This window comes from Actinophytocola sediminis (assembly GCF_054779715.1).
On the sequence record NZ_BAAGXS010000038.1, the window covers coordinates 78,138 to 94,313 of the forward strand.

Genomic DNA, 16,176 nt, shown 5'->3' on the forward strand with positions numbered 1-16,176 from the left:
TTCGACAGATGTCCGGCGCCGCCGCGATCGCGACCCTGGTCGCATGACAACGAAGAACTGGCGCGTCGTGGCGGCGCTGTGCGCGGGACTGCTGGCGGTGACCGGCCTGATCGGTACCGCGGGCGCGAGCCCGACCGAGGACCTCGTCCCGCTCAGCCTGCCCCGGCCGACCGGCCACCATCCGGTTGGCACGACCGACCTGCACCTCATCGACCACGACCGCACCGATCCCTGGGCGTCCCCACCGGGCCGGCCGCGTGAGCTGATGGTGTCGCTGTGGTATCCCGCCCGGCCCACGCCGTCGCAACCGACCCACCACCTCTCCCCGGGGGCGGCGGCCCACCTCGACCAGACCTCCGGGGCGGTCGGGCTCGACCCCGGCGTCGCCGACTTCGCCGGCACCAGGACCCACGCGAAGGCAGGCGCGGTCGCGCTGCCCGGCCGGCGCCCGGTGGTGGTCTACTCCCCGGGCGGCGGCCAGTCCAGGGCGTTGGGCACCACGCTGGTCGAGGACCTGGTCAGCCGCGGCTTCGTCGTGGTCACCGTCGACCACACCTACGCCGGGCCGGTGGAGTTCCCCGACCGGGTGGAGCTGCCGGCCGGCGGCGTCGACCGGGCACTGATGATGCGGGAACGGGTGCGGGACACCAGCTTCGTGCTCGACCAGCTCCGCGTGCTCGCCGATGGCGGCAACCCCGACAACGCGCACCGGCCCCTGCCGACCGGGCTCGGGGACACCCTCGACCTGTCGCGGATCGGCATGTTCGGCCACTCCATGGGCGGGTTCACCACCGCCGAGACCATGCTGACCGACGACCGGATCGACGCCGGCGCCAACCTCGACGGCAGCATGGACCCCGACTACGGCCAGGCGGCGACCCTCGGCGTCGACCGGCCGTTCCTGCTCATGGGCGGCGGGACCAGCGGCGAGGACGCCCACCCGCACAACCACCGGCACGCGCCGGACTGGGCCGCGTTCTGGGCCAACTCCACCGGCTGGCAGCGCGACGTCTACCTGCCGGCCGCCGAGCACATGAGCTTCGCCGACCCCCAGGTGCTGCTGCCCCAGATCGACCGCCGGCACCCGTTGCCCGCCGACCGGCTGGCCGCCGCGATCGGCACCGTGGACCCGGGGCGGAGCCTGGCCGCGCAGCGGGCCTACCTCGCCGCGTTCTTCGGCCTGCACCTGCGCGGACAGCAGACCACACTGTTCGACGCCGACTCCCCGGCCCACCCCGACGCCCACCTGGTCCCCGCGCCTCACTGTGTTGACCGGGCACGTACTTGTGGCTGAGTTGCGTCACGTTCTCCTGAGGTGCGATCACGGAGACGGCTAGGTTCGGGGGTACCCGGTCCGAAAAGGAGAGTGTGCGCATGAGCAGCCTGTCGGTGATCAACGCGGCGGTGTTCGACGGTGAGTCCGCCGAGCTGGTCGACGGGCCGGTGCACGTCGAGGACGGCCGGATCGTCGACATCGGCGGGAGTTTCGCGGCCGAGCGGGTGATCGACGCCCGTGGCGGCACCGTCCTTCCCGGACTGATCGACGCGCACTTCCACGCCTACGGCATCTCCCTGGACATGCTCGCCATCGAGGGCCGGCCGCTGAGCTACGTCACGCTGGTCGGCGCCCGCAGGCTCGGCGCCGCGCTGCGCCGGGGGTTCACCACCGTGCGCGACGTCGCGGGCGGCGACGCCGGACTGGCCAAGGCGATCGACGAGGGCCTCATCCCGTCACCGAGGTACCTGTTCACCGGCGCGGCGCTGAGCCAGACCGGCGGGCACGGCGACCCGCGCGGCGTGGACATGGACGTGTGCGGCTGCCAGGCGCACATGACCGAGGTCGTCGACGGCGTGGACGCGGTGCGGGTCGCGGTCCGCGAGCGGTTCCGGCACGGGGCGCACGCCATCAAGATGATGGCCTCCGGCGGGGTGATGTCGCTGTCGGACCCGATCCGCGTGCCGCAGTACTCGGCCGAGGAGATCCGGGTGGCCACCGACGAGGCCGGCCGGCGGGGCAGCTACGTCGCCGCGCACGCGTACTCGCCGGAGGCCATCCGGCACTCGGTGCGCAACGGCGTGCGCTCGATCGAGCACGGCAACCTTATGGACGAGGCGACCGCGGCGCTGATGGCCGAGCACGGCGCGTTCCTCGTGCCGACCCTGGCCACCTACGACGCCCTCAACCGGCGCGGCGCGGAGGTCGGGCTGGCGCCGGTCTCGGCGAAGAAGAACATCGAGGTGCTCGAGGCCGGCGCGAGGGCCGTGGCGCTGGCCCGCGCGGCCGGGGTTCGCGTCGGCTTCGGCACCGACCTGATGGGCGCGCTGCAGAACGAGCAGCTGCAGGGCCTGCGCCTGCAGGTCGAGGTGGACGACCCGGTGACCGCGCTGCGCTCGGCGACGTCGGTGAACGCCGACCTGATCGGCCGGCCCGACCTCGGTCGCGTGCGCGTCGGCTGCGCGGCCGACCTGCTGGTCATCGACGGCGACCCGCTCGCGAACCCGGCGCTGCTGTGGGGCGAGGAGCGCACGGTCATCCAGGCCGGGGAGCCGGTGGCCGAGTGCGCATGAGGACCTGGCTGGGGCCGCCGGCGAGCCGCCTGGTCGCTGACTCGCCACCCCACAAACCCCGCGAGTCCAACGCTCCCGCCCCGCGAGTCCAACGCTGCGGACTCGCGGGACCGGCGCTGGGGAGGCGTCAGGTGCGCCGGCGGACCGTGGGGACGTCCGCCAGGTCGAGCTGCTCGCGCAGCATCCGGTGCGGCGCGACCGCTGGCGGCGGCGCGGGCGCCGCGATCCGGGCGTGATCGTCGTCGTCCAGCTCGATCTCGGTGGCGCCAACCAGGTCGTTCAGCTGGTCGAGGGTGCGCGGGCCGACGATCGGGGCGGTCACCCCCGGCACCGCGAGCAGCCAGGCCAGCGCGAGCTGCGCCACCGGCCGGTCGTGCTTGGCGGCGAACGCGGTCAGCTCGTCGAGGACCAGGAAGTTGCGCTCGGTCGCCCGCCGGTGGGCGGCCTCCTCCAGGTCGGCGGGGGCACGGGTGATCCGGCCGTCGGGCATCGCGTCCCGCTGGTAGCGGCCGGTGAGAAAACCGGCGCCGAGCGGCCCCCACGGCAGCACGCCCAGCCCGGCCGCGCGGCAGAACGGCAGCAGCTCCAGCTCGGCTGACCGCTCCACCAGGGAGTACTGCGGCTGCAGGCTGACGAACGGCGCCCAGCCCTCGCGATCCTGCGCGGCCACCGACCAGGCCAGCAGCCACGCCGGGAAGTTGGACGCGCCGAGCGCGCGGACCTTGCCGGCGCGCACCAGCTCGTCGAGCGCGGCCAGGGTGTCCTCGATCGGCACCGCCGGGTCCGGGCCGTGCACCTGGTAGAGGTCGATGGTGTCCACGCCGAGCCGGCGCAGGCTGGCGTCACAGGCGGCGCGGATCCGCTCGGGCGACAGGCCCTGGCCGCCGGGGTCGCTCACCGAGAACCGGACCTTGGTCGCGAGCACCACGTCGTCGCGGTGGCGGGCGAGCCACGGCGCGAGGACACGCTCGGAGGTTCCGTCGCCGTAGGTGTCCGCGGTGTCGATGAAGGTGCCGCCGGCGTCGAGGAACCGGTCCAGGATCCGGTGCGCCTCGGGCGTGGGGGTCTCCGCCCCCATGAGCATCGCGCCGAGGCACAGGCGACTGACGGTGAACTGGCCGAGGGTCGTGGTTTCCATGGCGACGAGTCTGCGACCCGAAGCGCGCTCCAGGTCAAGCGTGATCGCGGTACTGGTCCCGGACCTCGGGGAGGGGCTGGAATCCGGCCGACAGGTAGGTGCGGACCGCGCCGACGTTGGCGCTCGGGGTGCACACGAACGCGCTCGACGAGCCGAGCTCCCGGAGTGCGGCCGCCGCGGCCAGGGTGATCGCCCGGCCGTGACCGCGGTGGCGATGGTCGCGGTGCACGCCCATCGGCTCGAGCAACCCGGGCCGTCCCGCACCGGCCGACCACACCGTCACCGTCGCCACCGCGTTGTCCCGATCGTCGTAGGCGACCAGACATCGGGCGTCGGGGTAGGGCAGTCCGGTCGCCATCGCGTGCCAGCGCTCGGCGGTGAACGTCGACCCGTCGAACGAGGCCCGCAGCACGGCCGCGCACTCCGCCGCCCGCGCCGGCCCGACCACCTCGACCCGCACGCCGGGAGCCGGCACCGGTGTCGAGAGATCACGGCGCAGCGGCGTCCACGGCTCGTCGGTGGCCGGCCAGCCGTGCTCGAACAGCAGGTCCTTGACCAGCGCGCCCCTCGGCGCCTCGATGGCGACCTTGCCGGCCGGCAGCACGCCGCGCGCGGGCTCGGCCAGGTCCTCGACCAGCCGCCGCGCCAGCTCCTCGTCGCGCAGCGCGGCCGGCGCGATCGTCAGCCGCAACAGGTCGGGTCCGTCGAGCAGGCCGACGGCCAGCAGCCGCCCGTCCCGGCTCCAGGTCCGCACCGCCGCGGCCGTCGCCGCCGCGCCGAACCGCCAGAACCAGCCGAGATCCCCCGGATGCAGTTGCGCCGGCGCCCCGTCGTGCTGCCAGTCCCGCAGCGCGTGCACCGCCGATGGCAGCTCGTCGATTCCCGGATTGCCCAACACCGTCGCCATGCCCGCGAACTATCCAGCGCCTGGATTCGGTTGGCCAACCGAATTAGGCACGGGGCGCGACGAAGCCGCCGAGGAGCTAGCTTGCCATAGTCAACTGATCGGTATATAAAGACGATCATGACAAACGCTCCGTTGCGGGAGCCGACCTTCCTGATCCTCACCGCGTTGGCCGCGCGCGCCCAGCACGGCTACGGCATCCTGCGCGACGTCGAGGAGATCTCCGAAGGCCGGGTGACCCTGCAGGCAGGCACGCTGTACGCCGCGCTGGACCGGCTCAGCGTCGACGGCTGGGTGGCGGTCGACCGGGAAGAGGTCGTGGACGGCCGGCTCCGGCGCTACTACCGGCTGACCGAGCCGGGCGCCGACCGGCTGGCCGCCGAGGTGGCGAAACTGCGGGCACACACCCGCGCGGCCCAGCGACGGCTGCGCGCACGATTCTCGGGAGGAACAGCGTGACGGAATCGACGGAGTTGGCCAAGCGCTACCAGCGCCTGCTGTCCTGGTACCCGCGCGACCACCGGGAGCGCCACGGCACGGAGATGCTCGACGTCCTGCTGGCCGGCGCCGGGGAGCGCACCCGGCCCAGCCGAGCCGAGACCGCGGACCTGCTCCGCGGCGCGCTGCGCCTGCACCTGCGACGCGTGGTCGGCGCGGACGGCGGGATCGACCACCGGGACGTGCTCGCGATCGTGAGCCTGCTCGGTCCGGTCGCACTGCTGGCCGGGGCCGTCCCGGTGGCGGACTGGCTGGCCGGCTACCTGCGGTCGGGCTCGCCGTGGTCGTGGGACAGGGTGATCATCGACATCCCGCACGCGCTGGTGTGGGGGACCTGGATCGTGGTGGCGGTGTTGAGCCTGGCGCGGCTGCGCCGCGCCGCCGCGGTCGGCGCGTGGCTGGCCACCGCCGGCTTCCTGCTCGCCCCCGTGCCCGGGTACCTCGTCTACTGGGACTCGGTGGTCGCCGACGCCGGCTGGCTGCTGCTGGGCGCGGTGGTCGCCGCCGCGCTGACCTGGTCGCCCGGCCCGGCCCGCGGCTGGGAACTGGTGGACGGCCCCCGGATCGTGCTGCTCGCCATGGCGGTCGGGGCCAGCGCGCTGCTGGTGATGAAGACCTTCGACACCTACGGCCTGGTGGACCTCCCGATCACCCAGGTCATCGCGGCGCGTGGGGCCGGCGAGCTGATGATCTGGACCGTGGCGCTGGCGGTGCTGGTCACCGGTGCGGTGGCGGCCGCGGGCGGGCGGACGCGGACCGGCCGCCGGGCTGCGTTGGTGCTCTGCGTGCCGGTCCTGGTCAGCGTGCTCACGCTGTTGCTGCCACGGGACGCGCATCTGCTGGTGGTGGCGGCGGTCTGCTACACCGTGCCCGTCGCGGTGCTCCTCGGCCTCGGCGGGTTGCCGCGCCGGGTGCCCGGCCGGTCTGGCGGATAGCGGTCAATGTCCAGTTCACGCCACGGCGAGGGCTTCTGTGTCCCCGTCCCGGACCACATGATTGGCGCAGCAACGTTCCCCTCCCCGGAGGTCTTCGCCAATGCGCCTCGCACATCGGTGGCGAGCACTCGCTGTGGCGGCGAGTGCGCTCGTCGTCCTGCCCACGGCCACGGCAACCACGGCGGCCGCGCAGCCGTCCCCACCCACGGTCGAGAACCCATTCCCGGCCGAGGGGTTGGCCGCCGCCTCCGCGCGGGAGATCACCCTGGTCACCGGTGACGTGGTCACCTACACCGAACGCGCGGGCGCCGAACCGGAGATCACCATCCAGGCGGTCGGCAGGCCGGACGCCATGACCGCCGACTTCGTCACCGAACGGGTCGGCGAGTCCCGGTACGTGATCCCCACCGACGTCCGCCCCTACCTCGAGGCCGGCACGGTGGACCGGGAACTGTTCAACGTCACCGGACTCATCGAGCAGGGCCTCACCAACGCGCGGACCGACGCGCTGCCGCTGATCGTGGTCTACCGCGAGGGGGTGCGGGCCGCCGCGTTGCCGGCCGCCGGCCCGGCCCGCCCGCTCACCGCGCTCAACGGCGCCGCGCTGACGGTGCCGCACACCAGGACCGAGCAGTTCTGGCACGGGATCGACGCCCCGGGCGCCCACCTGGACCGGGGCGTGGCCTCGATCCACCTGGACCGGGTGTTGCGCCTGAACCTGGCCGAGAGCGTGCCGCAGGTCGGGGCCCCCGAGGCGTGGGCGAACGGCCACGACGGCACCGGCGCCACCGTGGCCGTCGTGGACTCGGGCGTCGACGCGACCCACCCGGACCTGAAGGACCAGGTCACGGCGTCCAGGAGCTTCGTGCCGGATGAGACGGACGCCAACGACTTCGCCGGCCACGGCACGCACGTGGCGTCCACGATCGCCGGCACCGGCGCCGCGTCCGGAGGCAGGAACAAGGGCGTCGCGCCGGGCGCGGACGTGGTGAACGCCAAGGTGTGCAACAAGTACGGCGCGTGCGTGACCTCCTGGATCCTGGAGGGCATGGCCTGGGCCGCGCGCGGCGGCGCCTCGGTGATCAACATGAGCCTGGGCAGCGACCTGCCCTCCGACGGCACCGACGTCATGTCCGCGACCGTCGACGCGCTCACCGAGGAGACCGGCGCGTTGTTCGTGGTCGCCGCCGGCAACGCGGGTCGTGACGTGGCGATCGGCTCGCCGGCCGCGGCGCGGTCCGCGCTGACCGTCGGCGCCGTCGACAAGTCCGACGCGCAGGCCGTCTTCTCCAGCCGGGGACCCCGACTGGCCGACGGCGGCGTCAAGCCGGAGATCACCGCGCCGGGGGTGGGCATCGTCGCGGCGCGGGCCACCGACGGCTTCCCCGAGGTGCCGCCGGAGGCCAAGTACGTTGGTCTGCAAGGAACCTCGATGGCCTCGCCGCACGTCGCCGGTGCCGCGGCCATCCTCAGCCAGGCGCGGCCGACGGCGACCCCGGCCGAGTTGAAGAACGCGCTCACCTCCACCGCGGTCGGCGTCGGCGGCACGGTGTTCGCGCAGGGTGCGGGCCGGCTGGAGGTGCCGGCGGCCGTCGCCGGACTCACCGGCGTGAGCGGACCGTCTCCGGTCAGCATCGGCACTGTGGCGCGGGCGGACGGCCCCCGGCAGACCACGTTGACCTACACCAACGCCACCGACACCGACGTCACCGTCGACCTCGCCCACACCGCCACCGGCTGGGACGGCCGGGACGGCGCGGCCACCCTCGCCGACAGCACGCTGACCATCCCGGCCAACGGCACGGCCGACGCGCTGCTCACCGTGGACCCGGCCGTCGGGGAGCCCGGCGTCTACGGCGGAGTCCTCACCGCCACCGCGGCCGGTGTCGCCCTGCGCACCCCGGTGAGCTGGTACACGCCGTATCCGAACGCCACGACGGTGAAGGTGACCGCGCGGGTCGTCAACAGCGACGGCGACCAGGTCACGCCCGAGTTCTCCACCGCCCCGCTGTACGCGCTGCGGGACACCGCGGCCACCGAGCACACCCCCAACGACCCGTTCCAGGACCCGTCGACCCTGTTCCGGGGCACGGCGACGGCGGCGGGGGACTGGGAGTTCGACCTGCCGGCTGGCGACTACTCGGTGCTGCACACGCTGGCCGACATCCGCCATGACAAGCACCGGATGACGATGCTGGCGAAGACGAACCTCGCGGTGTCCGAGGAGCTGACCATCACGCTGGACGCCCGCGAGGCCGTGTCGTCGGACGCGCGGACCAGGGAACGGACCTACGCCTACAGCCGGCAGATGGAGATCTACGCGCGCGACGGCGACAACATCTCCGGCATCTTCAGCTCCACCGTGCTGTCCCCGATGGAGGACGCCGAGGTGTTCGTGACGCCGGTGGCGGCGCCGAAGCGGGGCGTGTTGCTGTACCAGCAGCACTATGTGCTCGGCACGGAGTTCGTGACCATGGCGGCCGGCGGCGTGCCGGTGACCCCGCAGTTCGACCCCTATCTGGTCACCCGCGACCTGGCCGGCAAACACAAGCTGCCGTTGGTGTACGCGGGGGAGGGGAGCGCGGCGGACTTCGACGCGGTCGACGTCAACGGAAAGGCCGCGCTGGTCCGACTGTCCACACCGGACGCGATCGGCAGGGGAGGGGTCAACCAGGCCCGCGAGCTCGCGCTGCTGGCCGCCCGCAACGCCGCGGCCGCCGGCGCCCGCGTCGTGGTGCCGTACCTGGATCTGGCCGGTGGTCTGGCCACGGACGCGCCCTACTCGCGTGGCCCTGGCACGAATGTGCCGATCCCGGTGCTGTCGGTCACCAACGCCGACGGCGAGCGGCTGCGGGCGGTGGCCAACCGCAAGGGCAGGCTGGACCTTCAGGTACAGCGCAATCCGAAGTCCATGTACGTGCTGAACTACGCGACCACCGCGGGCATCCAGGCCGACGTGACCCGGCAGGTGGACAAGGCGTCGTTGAAGCGCAGCAGGAGCCGCTTCCACGCCGACGTCGACGGACTGGCTATGTTCCAGTGGTGGTGGGGCCACCGCACCGGCGACCGAGGATCGTCCAGCACCAACCCCTACCTGTACCTGCAGGCGCCGGCCGAGATCGAGACCTACGTCGGCCCGGTCGTGGCGAACCAGAAGTGGAGCCGGGACACCTCGCTGCGCGCGGCCGACGGCGGCGACGGCAACTTCACCCAGGAGACCGAGCACGCCTACCACGGGCCGGTCGAGGACTGGTTCGCCGGTCCGATCGCCGCCACGTCACCGGAGAGCATCGACGGGTACGCGGGTTTCCAGCGCAGCGGCGCGGGTGAGCTGTACACCACGCCCTACCTCACCGACTCCACCACCGGCCACTATGGAGCGGTGGACTGGGGTGCCTACCCGATGACCCACCGGCTGTACCGGACGGGCCCTGGCGGCGAGACCGAGATTCCGTCCAACGGCAGCCAGGTGCCGTCGTTCTTCCTGCCGGACGAGCCGGTCGGCTACCGGCTGACGAGCACCTTCGTGTTGCCGGAGACCGACTGGCAGGGTCCGAGCAAGCTGGTGCGCACGATGTCGCCGAGGGTGGACAACGAGTGGACCTTCACCTCCGGATCGGTCGACGACACCGACTGCGTCCGCCCGGCGACGCTGCTCTGCCGGGTGGAACCGTTGTTGCAGACCAGGTACGCGCTCGGCCTCGACCTGGAGAACCGGGCGCGCGCCGGGGTGCCGCACCAGATCACGGTGTCGGCCGCACCGGCGTACGGGTCGCTCGGCGGCGGAAAGGTGAACCGGATGTCGGTCAGGTACTCGACCGACGAGGGCAAGACCTGGCAGGCCGCGCTCACCTTCCCGCTTGGCAACGGCACGTACACCGCGCTGCTGTGGCATCCGTGGACCAGCGGCTATGTCTGGCTCCGCACGGAAGCGAGTGACACCAAGGGAAACACGGTGAAGCAGACCGTGCAGCGGGCCTACCGGCTCCACTAGGGACGGTTGGTGGGGTGGCGGGCGGCGCGCCCGCCACCTCACGGCGCGACCGGCTCTTTTCGCGCCACGCCGGTATCTTTGCGGGCGAAGTACAGGGCGGCGAGCCCGGCCGGGAGGAACATCAGCGTGCCGTACACCGCCGCCGGGATGACCATCTCCAGGCTGTCGAACACCGACGCGGCCACGGCCATCGCCAGCACCGCGTTGTGCACGCCGATCTCCATGGCCGAGGCGATCGACTGTTCGCGACTCACCCCGGCCAGTTTCGGCGCCCAGTAGCCGATGGTGAAGCTGAGCACGGTCAGCGCGAGCGCGACCCCGCCGATGGTGTCCACATTGGAGAAGATGGTCTCCCGGTTCTGCACCACGGTCCCGACCAACATGATCACCAGCACGACCACCGAGATCTTCTTCACCGGCCCGCGCATCCGGGCGGAGAACCGGGGATAGGCGCGGTTGAGCCACATCCCGACCACGACCGGCACCAGCACCACGGCGAACACCTGGATCAGCTTGTCCGGCTGCAGGCCGATGTTCGCGTCGTCGGCGAGGAAGTGGTCCATCGACAGGCCGACGATCAGCGGCAGGGTGACCACCGCGACCACCGAGTTGATGGCGGTCAGCGTGACGTTCAGCGCGACGTCGCCACGGGCCAGATGGCTGAACAGGTTCGCCGTCGTCCCACCGGGCGAGGCGACCAGGATCATCATGCCGACCGCGAACACCGGTGACAGGCCGACCAGTTCGATCATGCCGAAGCACAGCAGGGGAAGGACGACGAGCTGGCAGCCGAGCGAGACGAGCACGGCTTTGGGCGCGGTGAGCACCCGGGTGAAGTCGGCGGTGGTCAGCGTCAGGCCGAGGCCGAGCATGACCACCGCGAGCGTGGCCGGCAGCAGCACGGTGAGGATCGGTCCCATGTCGAGTCGCCCTTCGTGACAGGTGCGCTCCCAGTGTCCGCCAAGGGGGCCGATGCCCGCTTCCTGCGCATTGCCCTGGTTGTCTAGTTGGCGGGCGTGCCGAACCAGCGGGCGAGGTGGTCGTCGAGGCCCTGCTGGTCCTCGCCGATCCAGGCGAGGTGGCCGTCGGGGCGGAGCAGGACGGCCGGGGCCGCCAGCGCCGCGGTGGGATCGGCGATCAGGTCGACGCGGTCCGACCAGCGCTGGACGGTCAGCCGTTCGGTGCGGTCGAGCACCAGGCCCCGGCCCCGATGGAGGTGGTCGTAGAGGCGGCCCTGCTTCAGGTCGAGGTCGCGCAGGCGGCGGCCGAGCAGGTCGGGGCCGGCGCCGAAGTCGTAGCGGAGGTCGATCGCGGTGATCTTCTCGATCAGCTGGCGGTTCACCTCGTTGAAGTCCATCAACTCGGTGAGCAGCCTGCGCACGGCCCGCGGGCCCGGTTCGGTGGACGACAGCTCCATCTGGGCACGGGTGTTGTCCAGCACGTCCTCGGCGACCGGATGACGTTCGGTGTGGTAGGTGTCCAGCAGGGTTTCCGGCGCCCAGCCGCGGATCTGGGCGGCCAGTTTCCAGCCGAGGTTCATCGCGTCCTGGATGCCCAGGTTCAGGCCCTGGCCGCCGGTGGGCGGGTGGATGTGGGCCGCGTCGCCGGCCAGCAGCACCCGCCCGACCCGGTATCGCTCGGTTAACCGGGTGGCATCGCCGAAGCGGGACAGCCAGCGCGGGGAGTGCACGCCGAAGTCGGTTCCGGCGATGGCGCGCAGCCGCTGGCTGAACTCCTCGAGGGTGGGCGGCTCCGTGTGGTCGCGGACGTCCTCGGCGGGGACCACGACGCTGTAGACGCCATCGCCTGCCGGCCGGAGCCAGAACCGTTGCTGGGTCTCGCGAATCCTGGTCACCGTGGCGGCGATCTCCTCCTGCGGCGCGCTTACCGCCAGCTCGCCCATCAGCGTGTCGTTGCGCGATGGCTCGCCGGGGAAGCCGACGCCGAGCAGTGTGCGCACCGTGCTGCGCGCACCGTCACAGCCGACGAGGTAACGCGTCCGCAGCCGTTCGCCGTCGGCCAGCTCGACGGTCACCGCGTCGTCGTCCTGCGTGAACCCGGTCACCGCGCCGCCGCGCCGGACCAGCGCACCCAGTTCGATCGCGTGTTCCTCGAGCAGGCGAACGATGACCGGCTGCGGGATGCCGAGCAGGTAGGCGTGCGCGGAGTCCAGGCCCGCCGGCACGGGTTTGGCGATGCCAGCGAAGAAACCGGCGGCCGGACGCTGTCTTCCGTGTGCTCGAACGCGTTCGAGCAGGCCGCGCATGGCCAGCAGCTCGATGCTGCGGATGTGCAGGCCGACGATGCGCACGAACGACGCGGGCGCGGTCTCCTTCTCCAGGACCAGTACCCGCACGTCGTGCAGCCGCAGTTCGGCGGCCAGCAGTGCGCCGGTCGGCCCACACCCGGCGATGATCACATCGAACATGCACCACAGTCTGGCGTCCCGGGGGTGTGCCGCAAGCGATATACAGTGCCGCTAGAGGTCGCCGAACATGTAGGTGCCGGGGGCGTTCTGGTCGTCGCCCGCCCAGAACTCCACCCAGTGGCGGATGAACTCGGCCTTCGAGAGCACGCCGTCGCCGTCCAGGTCGAGGCGGGCGAAGCCGGCCTCGGTCGGTGCGTCGTCACCGGTCCAGGCGTGGATCATGCGGCCGTACTCCTCGGCCGAGACCTGCCCGTCGCCGTCCTGGTCGACCGCCTCGAACATCGAGGTGGCGGTGGCGGCCACGAGGTCCAGCATGGTGCCCAGGTTCTCAACGGTGGCGAGCACCTCGCCCAGCGTGACCTTCTCGTCGCGGTTCTGGTCGGACGCCGCGTGCAGCACCGTCCACCAGCCAACCATGATCTCGCGTAGCCGGTCGGCCCTGGTCTTGCCCCGAATGCTCACCCAGCGGTCGGCCAGCGCGTCGAAGTCCGCGCGTTCCAGGTAACCGTCGCCGTTCACGTCCATCGCGGTGAACACGATGGCGGTCTTCCGTTGCTGCAAGTTGCTTGCCATGCAGGCAAAACTGGTCCAGCAACGCGAGAAGGGCAATGCGCCAGCCGGGGCATGTCCAGGCACCAGCGGGTGAAACCGGAGCTACGGTCGGTAGAGCGCTGAACCGATCCACTTGCGACACGTCACCTCGGTGCAGTGCGCGCTGCCCACTGGACCGTCCGGCGGATACGGCGCCGACCTTCATCCAGCCCGTTTGACCGTCCTGACCTGGCGTCCCCCAGAAAGATCTGTTCGCGACCCAACTCCACCGCCCGCGGGAACGAAGAACAGGTACTGGGTAAGACCGGAGTCTGGAAGGGGGTGAGTGGATGAAGGTCTACACAGAGAGTTCCATCAGCGGTCTGGCTGTCCTGTTGCGACGGGTCGGCACGAGCGTGGGTTTCCTGTTCGGGTTCGGGTTGTTGGCGCTGGTCATGGCCGGCAACGCGAGCGCGGATGACCAGCGGCCGGACCGGGAACGGCCGGTGCCGGGTGTGGTCGATTCGGTGGCGGAGGTGTTGTCACCGGTGACCGACGCGGTCGAGCCGGTACTCGAGCGGTTGTCGCCGGTGGTACACGCCGGCAGCGAGGCGCTCGCGCCGGTGGTGAAACCGGTTGCCGGCATGGTCGAGCCGATGGTCAAGCCGATCGTCGAGCCGATCCTGCAGCCGGTGGTCTCCACCGTGACACCGGTACTGGACACGGTCGCTCCGGTGACCGAGCCAGTGGTCGGGCCGCTGTTGAACGCCGCGGATCCCGTGGTGGAGCCGATTTCCGAGGCCACGGGTACGACGGACGTGGTGTCGGAGATCACCGACACCGGGTCGGAAAGCACGGTGTCGCCAGAAAGGGCGCAACCGCGGCCGGAACCGGCTCCCATACGGGCCGTGACCGTTTCGCCGAAGGTGGTACCCGAGGTGATCCGCTGGTCGGACGCACCCGAAGCGTCGCATGGGGACGGTGGGCACGCGAGTGCCGCCGACCTGACGTGGCACCTCGGGCCGGCCAACCCCGTTGACACGCCGGGAGTTCCCGTCGTTCCGATCAACGCCGCCCCAGGTGGCAGTGGTTCGGTCGGTGGCTCCGGTGGTTCGCACGGCGGGGACGTGGTGGTGTCATCGCCAGGTTCCTCGTTGGCGGACGACGACGGCAGTGGTCGAAGTCCGCCCGACACGATCGCCGGGCATCCGTGGTTCGGTTACGACCGGCCAGCCTGTCCCAGCTAGCGCTTCTCGTCAACCACAGCGGTAGCGATCGTCGGTTCGACGGTCGATTTCTGTAAGGGATGAGAGAAGGAACGCAATGCATAGGATAGTGCGACGCGGACTCACCGTCGCGGCGATGTCCGGCGGGTTCGTCCTGCTGGGCTGCGCGGTGGCGAGTGCGGACACCGGCTCGGATCCACTGGGCCTGAACGGGGTGGTCACCTCGGTCAGCTCAACCCTGTCCGGTGACGCCACCTCCGGTGGCGACACCTCGTCGGACGCGACCGCCGGTAACGGTGGGAGCTCCGGTGCTGGTGGTAGTGCCGACAGCAACAACAGTGCGGTGTCGGGCAACACGGGTAACTCGGGTAACTCCGGGTCGACCGGTGGGAACTCGGCTCTTGGGCTGTGCGTGTTGGCGGAGTGCAACACCACGGTGTCCTCAGGCGACTCGGGTGACACCGGGTCCACAGGGGACAGTGGCGACGCCACGAACGTCAGCAACACCAACGGAGGCGACTCCGGTGATGCCGGCAACGGTGGCGACGCGCACGGGGTCGCGGAGGGTGCCAACTCGGCGCACTCCGGCGACGCCACGACCGGTGGGCACGGCGCCCGGGGCGACCACGACACCAACTCCGGTGACGCGGTCGCTGGTGGCGACACCTCGTCGGACGCGACCGCCGGTAACGGTGGAACCTCCGGTGCTGGTGGCAGTGCTGACAGCAACAACAGTGCGGTGTCGGGCAACACCGGTAACTCGGGTAACTCCGGGTCGACCGGTGGGAACTCGGCCCTCGGGCTGTGCGTGCTGGCTGAATGCAACACCACGGTGTCCTCAGGCGACTCGGGTGACACCGGGTCCACTGGCGACAGTGGCGACGCCGCGAACTGGAGCCACACCACCGGGGGTAACTCCGGTGATGCTGGTGATGGTGGCATGGCGCACGCGGTGGCGACGGGGTCGAACTCCGCGCACTCGGGTGACGCGATGACCGAGCAGCACCGCAAGGGGTGGCACCACAAGGGTGGCAACGGCACCAGCGAGACCGGTGACGCGACCGCTGACGGTGACACCTCCGCGGCGGCGACCGCCGGCAACGGCGGCGACTCCGGTGCTGGCGGCGACGCCAGCAGCAGCAATGGTGCGGTGTCCGGTGACTCCGGCAACTCCGGGGACAGCGGCTCGACCGGTGGCAACACCGCGTTCGTGCTGAACCTCGGCAGCGAGTCGAACAACTGGGACCACCACCGCAAGGGCGGCCACCACAACGGTGACCAGGAGTCCAGCACGGTGGTCGGTTCCGGCGACTCGGGTGACACCGGCTCCACTGGCGACAGTGGCGACGCCGCGAACTGGAGCCACACCACCGGCGGCAACTCCGGTGATGCTGGCAACGGCGGCATGGCACACGCGATGGCGACGGGGTCCAACTCCGCGCACTCGGGTGACGCGATGACCGAGCAGCACCGCAAGGGGTGGCACCACAAGGGCGGCAACGGCACCAGCGAGACCGGTGACGCGACCGCCGACGGTGACACCTCCGCGACGGCCACCGCCGGCAACGGCGGCGACACCGGTGCTGGCGGCAACGCCAGCAGCGACAACGTCGCGGTGTCGGGCAACACCGGTGACTCCGGCGACTCCGGGGCCACTGGCGGCAACACGGCGGTCACCGGTGCCGGCAACGGTTCCGGTAAGGGCAACGGCCACCACTGGAAGGGCCACCACGACAACGGTGACCAGTCCACTGTGGTGGTTGGGTCCGGCGACTCCGGCGACACCGGCATGACCGGTGACTCCGGCCACGCCGCCAACGCCAGCCACACCACCGGGGGCGACTCCGGTGACGCTGGCAACGGTGGCGTCGCGCACGCCGTCGCGACCGCGTGGAACCACGCGTGGTCCGGCCTGGCTGTCTAGAAATCTCGATCACACTGTGGGGCACCGACG

At 71.5% G+C, this 16,176-nt stretch carries 12 protein-coding genes; 7 read left to right on the top strand and 5 right to left on the bottom strand.

Going from position 1 to position 16,176, the window contains the following annotated elements; translation table 11 throughout:
* Positions 1–43: 43 nt before the first annotated feature.
* Both ACYVIP_RS23835 and ACYVIP_RS23840 read left to right on the top strand, forming a co-directional pair.
* Positions 44–1,294 carry an alpha/beta hydrolase family protein gene (locus ACYVIP_RS23835; protein WP_460399977.1) on the top strand — a complete coding sequence of 417 codons (1,251 nt, stop codon included), beginning with the start codon at positions 44–46 and terminating at the stop codon, positions 1,292–1,294.
* Positions 1,295–1,374: 80 nt separating this feature from the next.
* The gene (locus ACYVIP_RS23840; RefSeq protein ID WP_460399979.1) at positions 1,375–2,568 is read left to right on the top strand and encodes a metal-dependent hydrolase family protein; all 1,194 of its coding nucleotides are present in this window, start codon (positions 1,375–1,377) and stop codon (positions 2,566–2,568) included.
* A gap of 127 nt (positions 2,569–2,695) precedes the next feature.
* On the opposite strand, the gene ACYVIP_RS23845 is transcribed toward ACYVIP_RS23840, so the two are convergent.
* Both ACYVIP_RS23845 and ACYVIP_RS23850 read right to left on the bottom strand, forming a co-directional pair.
* Entirely contained in the window at positions 2,696–3,706 is a 1,011-nt protein-coding gene (locus ACYVIP_RS23845; protein ID WP_460399981.1) for an aldo/keto reductase, read from the bottom strand.
* A gap of 34 nt (positions 3,707–3,740) precedes the next feature.
* On the bottom strand, positions 3,741–4,613 hold the full coding sequence (locus ACYVIP_RS23850; protein WP_460399983.1) for a GNAT family N-acetyltransferase: 873 nt from the start codon (positions 4,611–4,613) through the stop codon (positions 3,741–3,743).
* Positions 4,614–4,730: 117 nt separating this feature from the next.
* On the opposite strand from ACYVIP_RS23850, the gene ACYVIP_RS23855 reads away from it, so the two are divergent.
* The 3 genes from ACYVIP_RS23855 to ACYVIP_RS23865 all read left to right on the top strand — a co-directional run bounded on the left by ACYVIP_RS23855 (position 4,731) and on the right by ACYVIP_RS23865 (position 10,037).
* Complete coding sequence (locus ACYVIP_RS23855; RefSeq protein WP_460399985.1) at positions 4,731–5,069, top strand: PadR family transcriptional regulator; 339 nt, start codon at positions 4,731–4,733, stop codon at positions 5,067–5,069.
* Complete coding sequence (locus tag ACYVIP_RS23860; protein WP_460399987.1) at positions 5,066–6,043, top strand: hypothetical protein; 978 nt, start codon at positions 5,066–5,068, stop codon at positions 6,041–6,043. The genes ACYVIP_RS23855 and ACYVIP_RS23860 overlap by 4 nt, the downstream gene beginning before the upstream one ends.
* Before the next feature lie 133 nt (positions 6,044–6,176).
* On the top strand, positions 6,177–10,037 hold the full coding sequence (locus tag ACYVIP_RS23865) for a S8 family peptidase (RefSeq protein ID WP_460399989.1): 3,861 nt from the start codon (positions 6,177–6,179) through the stop codon (positions 10,035–10,037).
* A gap of 38 nt (positions 10,038–10,075) precedes the next feature.
* Here ACYVIP_RS23865 and ACYVIP_RS23870 read toward each other — a convergent pair whose 3' ends face one another.
* The 3 genes from ACYVIP_RS23870 to ACYVIP_RS23880 all read right to left on the bottom strand — a co-directional run bounded on the left by ACYVIP_RS23870 (position 10,076) and on the right by ACYVIP_RS23880 (position 13,038).
* Positions 10,076–10,957: a bile acid:sodium symporter family protein gene (locus ACYVIP_RS23870; protein WP_460399992.1), complete on the bottom strand. Its 882-nt coding sequence runs from the start codon at positions 10,955–10,957 to the stop codon at positions 10,076–10,078.
* 83 nt (positions 10,958–11,040) lie between these two features.
* Entirely contained in the window at positions 11,041–12,465 is a 1,425-nt protein-coding gene (gene rox, locus ACYVIP_RS23875; RefSeq protein WP_460399994.1) for a rifampin monooxygenase, read from the bottom strand.
* 51 nt (positions 12,466–12,516) lie between these two features.
* Entirely contained in the window at positions 12,517–13,038 is a 522-nt protein-coding gene (locus tag ACYVIP_RS23880) for an EF-hand domain-containing protein (RefSeq protein ID WP_460399996.1), read from the bottom strand.
* A 308-nt stretch (positions 13,039–13,346) separates the two neighbouring features.
* On the opposite strand from ACYVIP_RS23880, the gene ACYVIP_RS23885 reads away from it, so the two are divergent.
* Entirely contained in the window at positions 13,347–14,243 is an 897-nt protein-coding gene (locus ACYVIP_RS23885) for a hypothetical protein (RefSeq protein WP_460399998.1), read from the top strand.
* 88 nt (positions 14,244–14,331) lie between these two features.
* Positions 14,332–16,146, top strand: coding sequence for a hypothetical protein (locus tag ACYVIP_RS23890; RefSeq protein WP_460400000.1), 1,815 nt, complete (start codon positions 14,332–14,334; stop codon positions 16,144–16,146).
* Positions 16,147–16,176: the final 30 nt, after the last annotated feature.

Excerpts from the sequence above, each read along its gene's own strand:
- rox (WP_460399994.1), bottom strand. The coding sequence starts at position 12,465 with ATGTTCGATGTGATCATCGCCGGGTGTGGGCCGACCGGCGCACTGCTG.
- ACYVIP_RS23845 (WP_460399981.1), bottom strand. The coding sequence starts at position 3,706 with ATGGAAACCACGACCCTCGGCCAGTTCACCGTCAGTCGCCTGTGCCTC.
- ACYVIP_RS23880 (WP_460399996.1), bottom strand. The coding sequence starts at position 13,038 with ATGGCAAGCAACTTGCAGCAACGGAAGACCGCCATCGTGTTCACCGCG.
- ACYVIP_RS23870 (WP_460399992.1), bottom strand. The coding sequence starts at position 10,957 with ATGGGACCGATCCTCACCGTGCTGCTGCCGGCCACGCTCGCGGTGGTC.
- ACYVIP_RS23850 (WP_460399983.1), bottom strand. The coding sequence starts at position 4,613 with ATGGCGACGGTGTTGGGCAATCCGGGAATCGACGAGCTGCCATCGGCG.
- ACYVIP_RS23835 (WP_460399977.1), top strand. The coding sequence starts at position 44 with ATGACAACGAAGAACTGGCGCGTCGTGGCGGCGCTGTGCGCGGGACTG.
- ACYVIP_RS23855 (WP_460399985.1), top strand. The coding sequence starts at position 4,731 with ATGACAAACGCTCCGTTGCGGGAGCCGACCTTCCTGATCCTCACCGCG.
- ACYVIP_RS23840 (WP_460399979.1), top strand. The coding sequence starts at position 1,375 with ATGAGCAGCCTGTCGGTGATCAACGCGGCGGTGTTCGACGGTGAGTCC.
- ACYVIP_RS23885 (WP_460399998.1), top strand. The coding sequence starts at position 13,347 with ATGAAGGTCTACACAGAGAGTTCCATCAGCGGTCTGGCTGTCCTGTTG.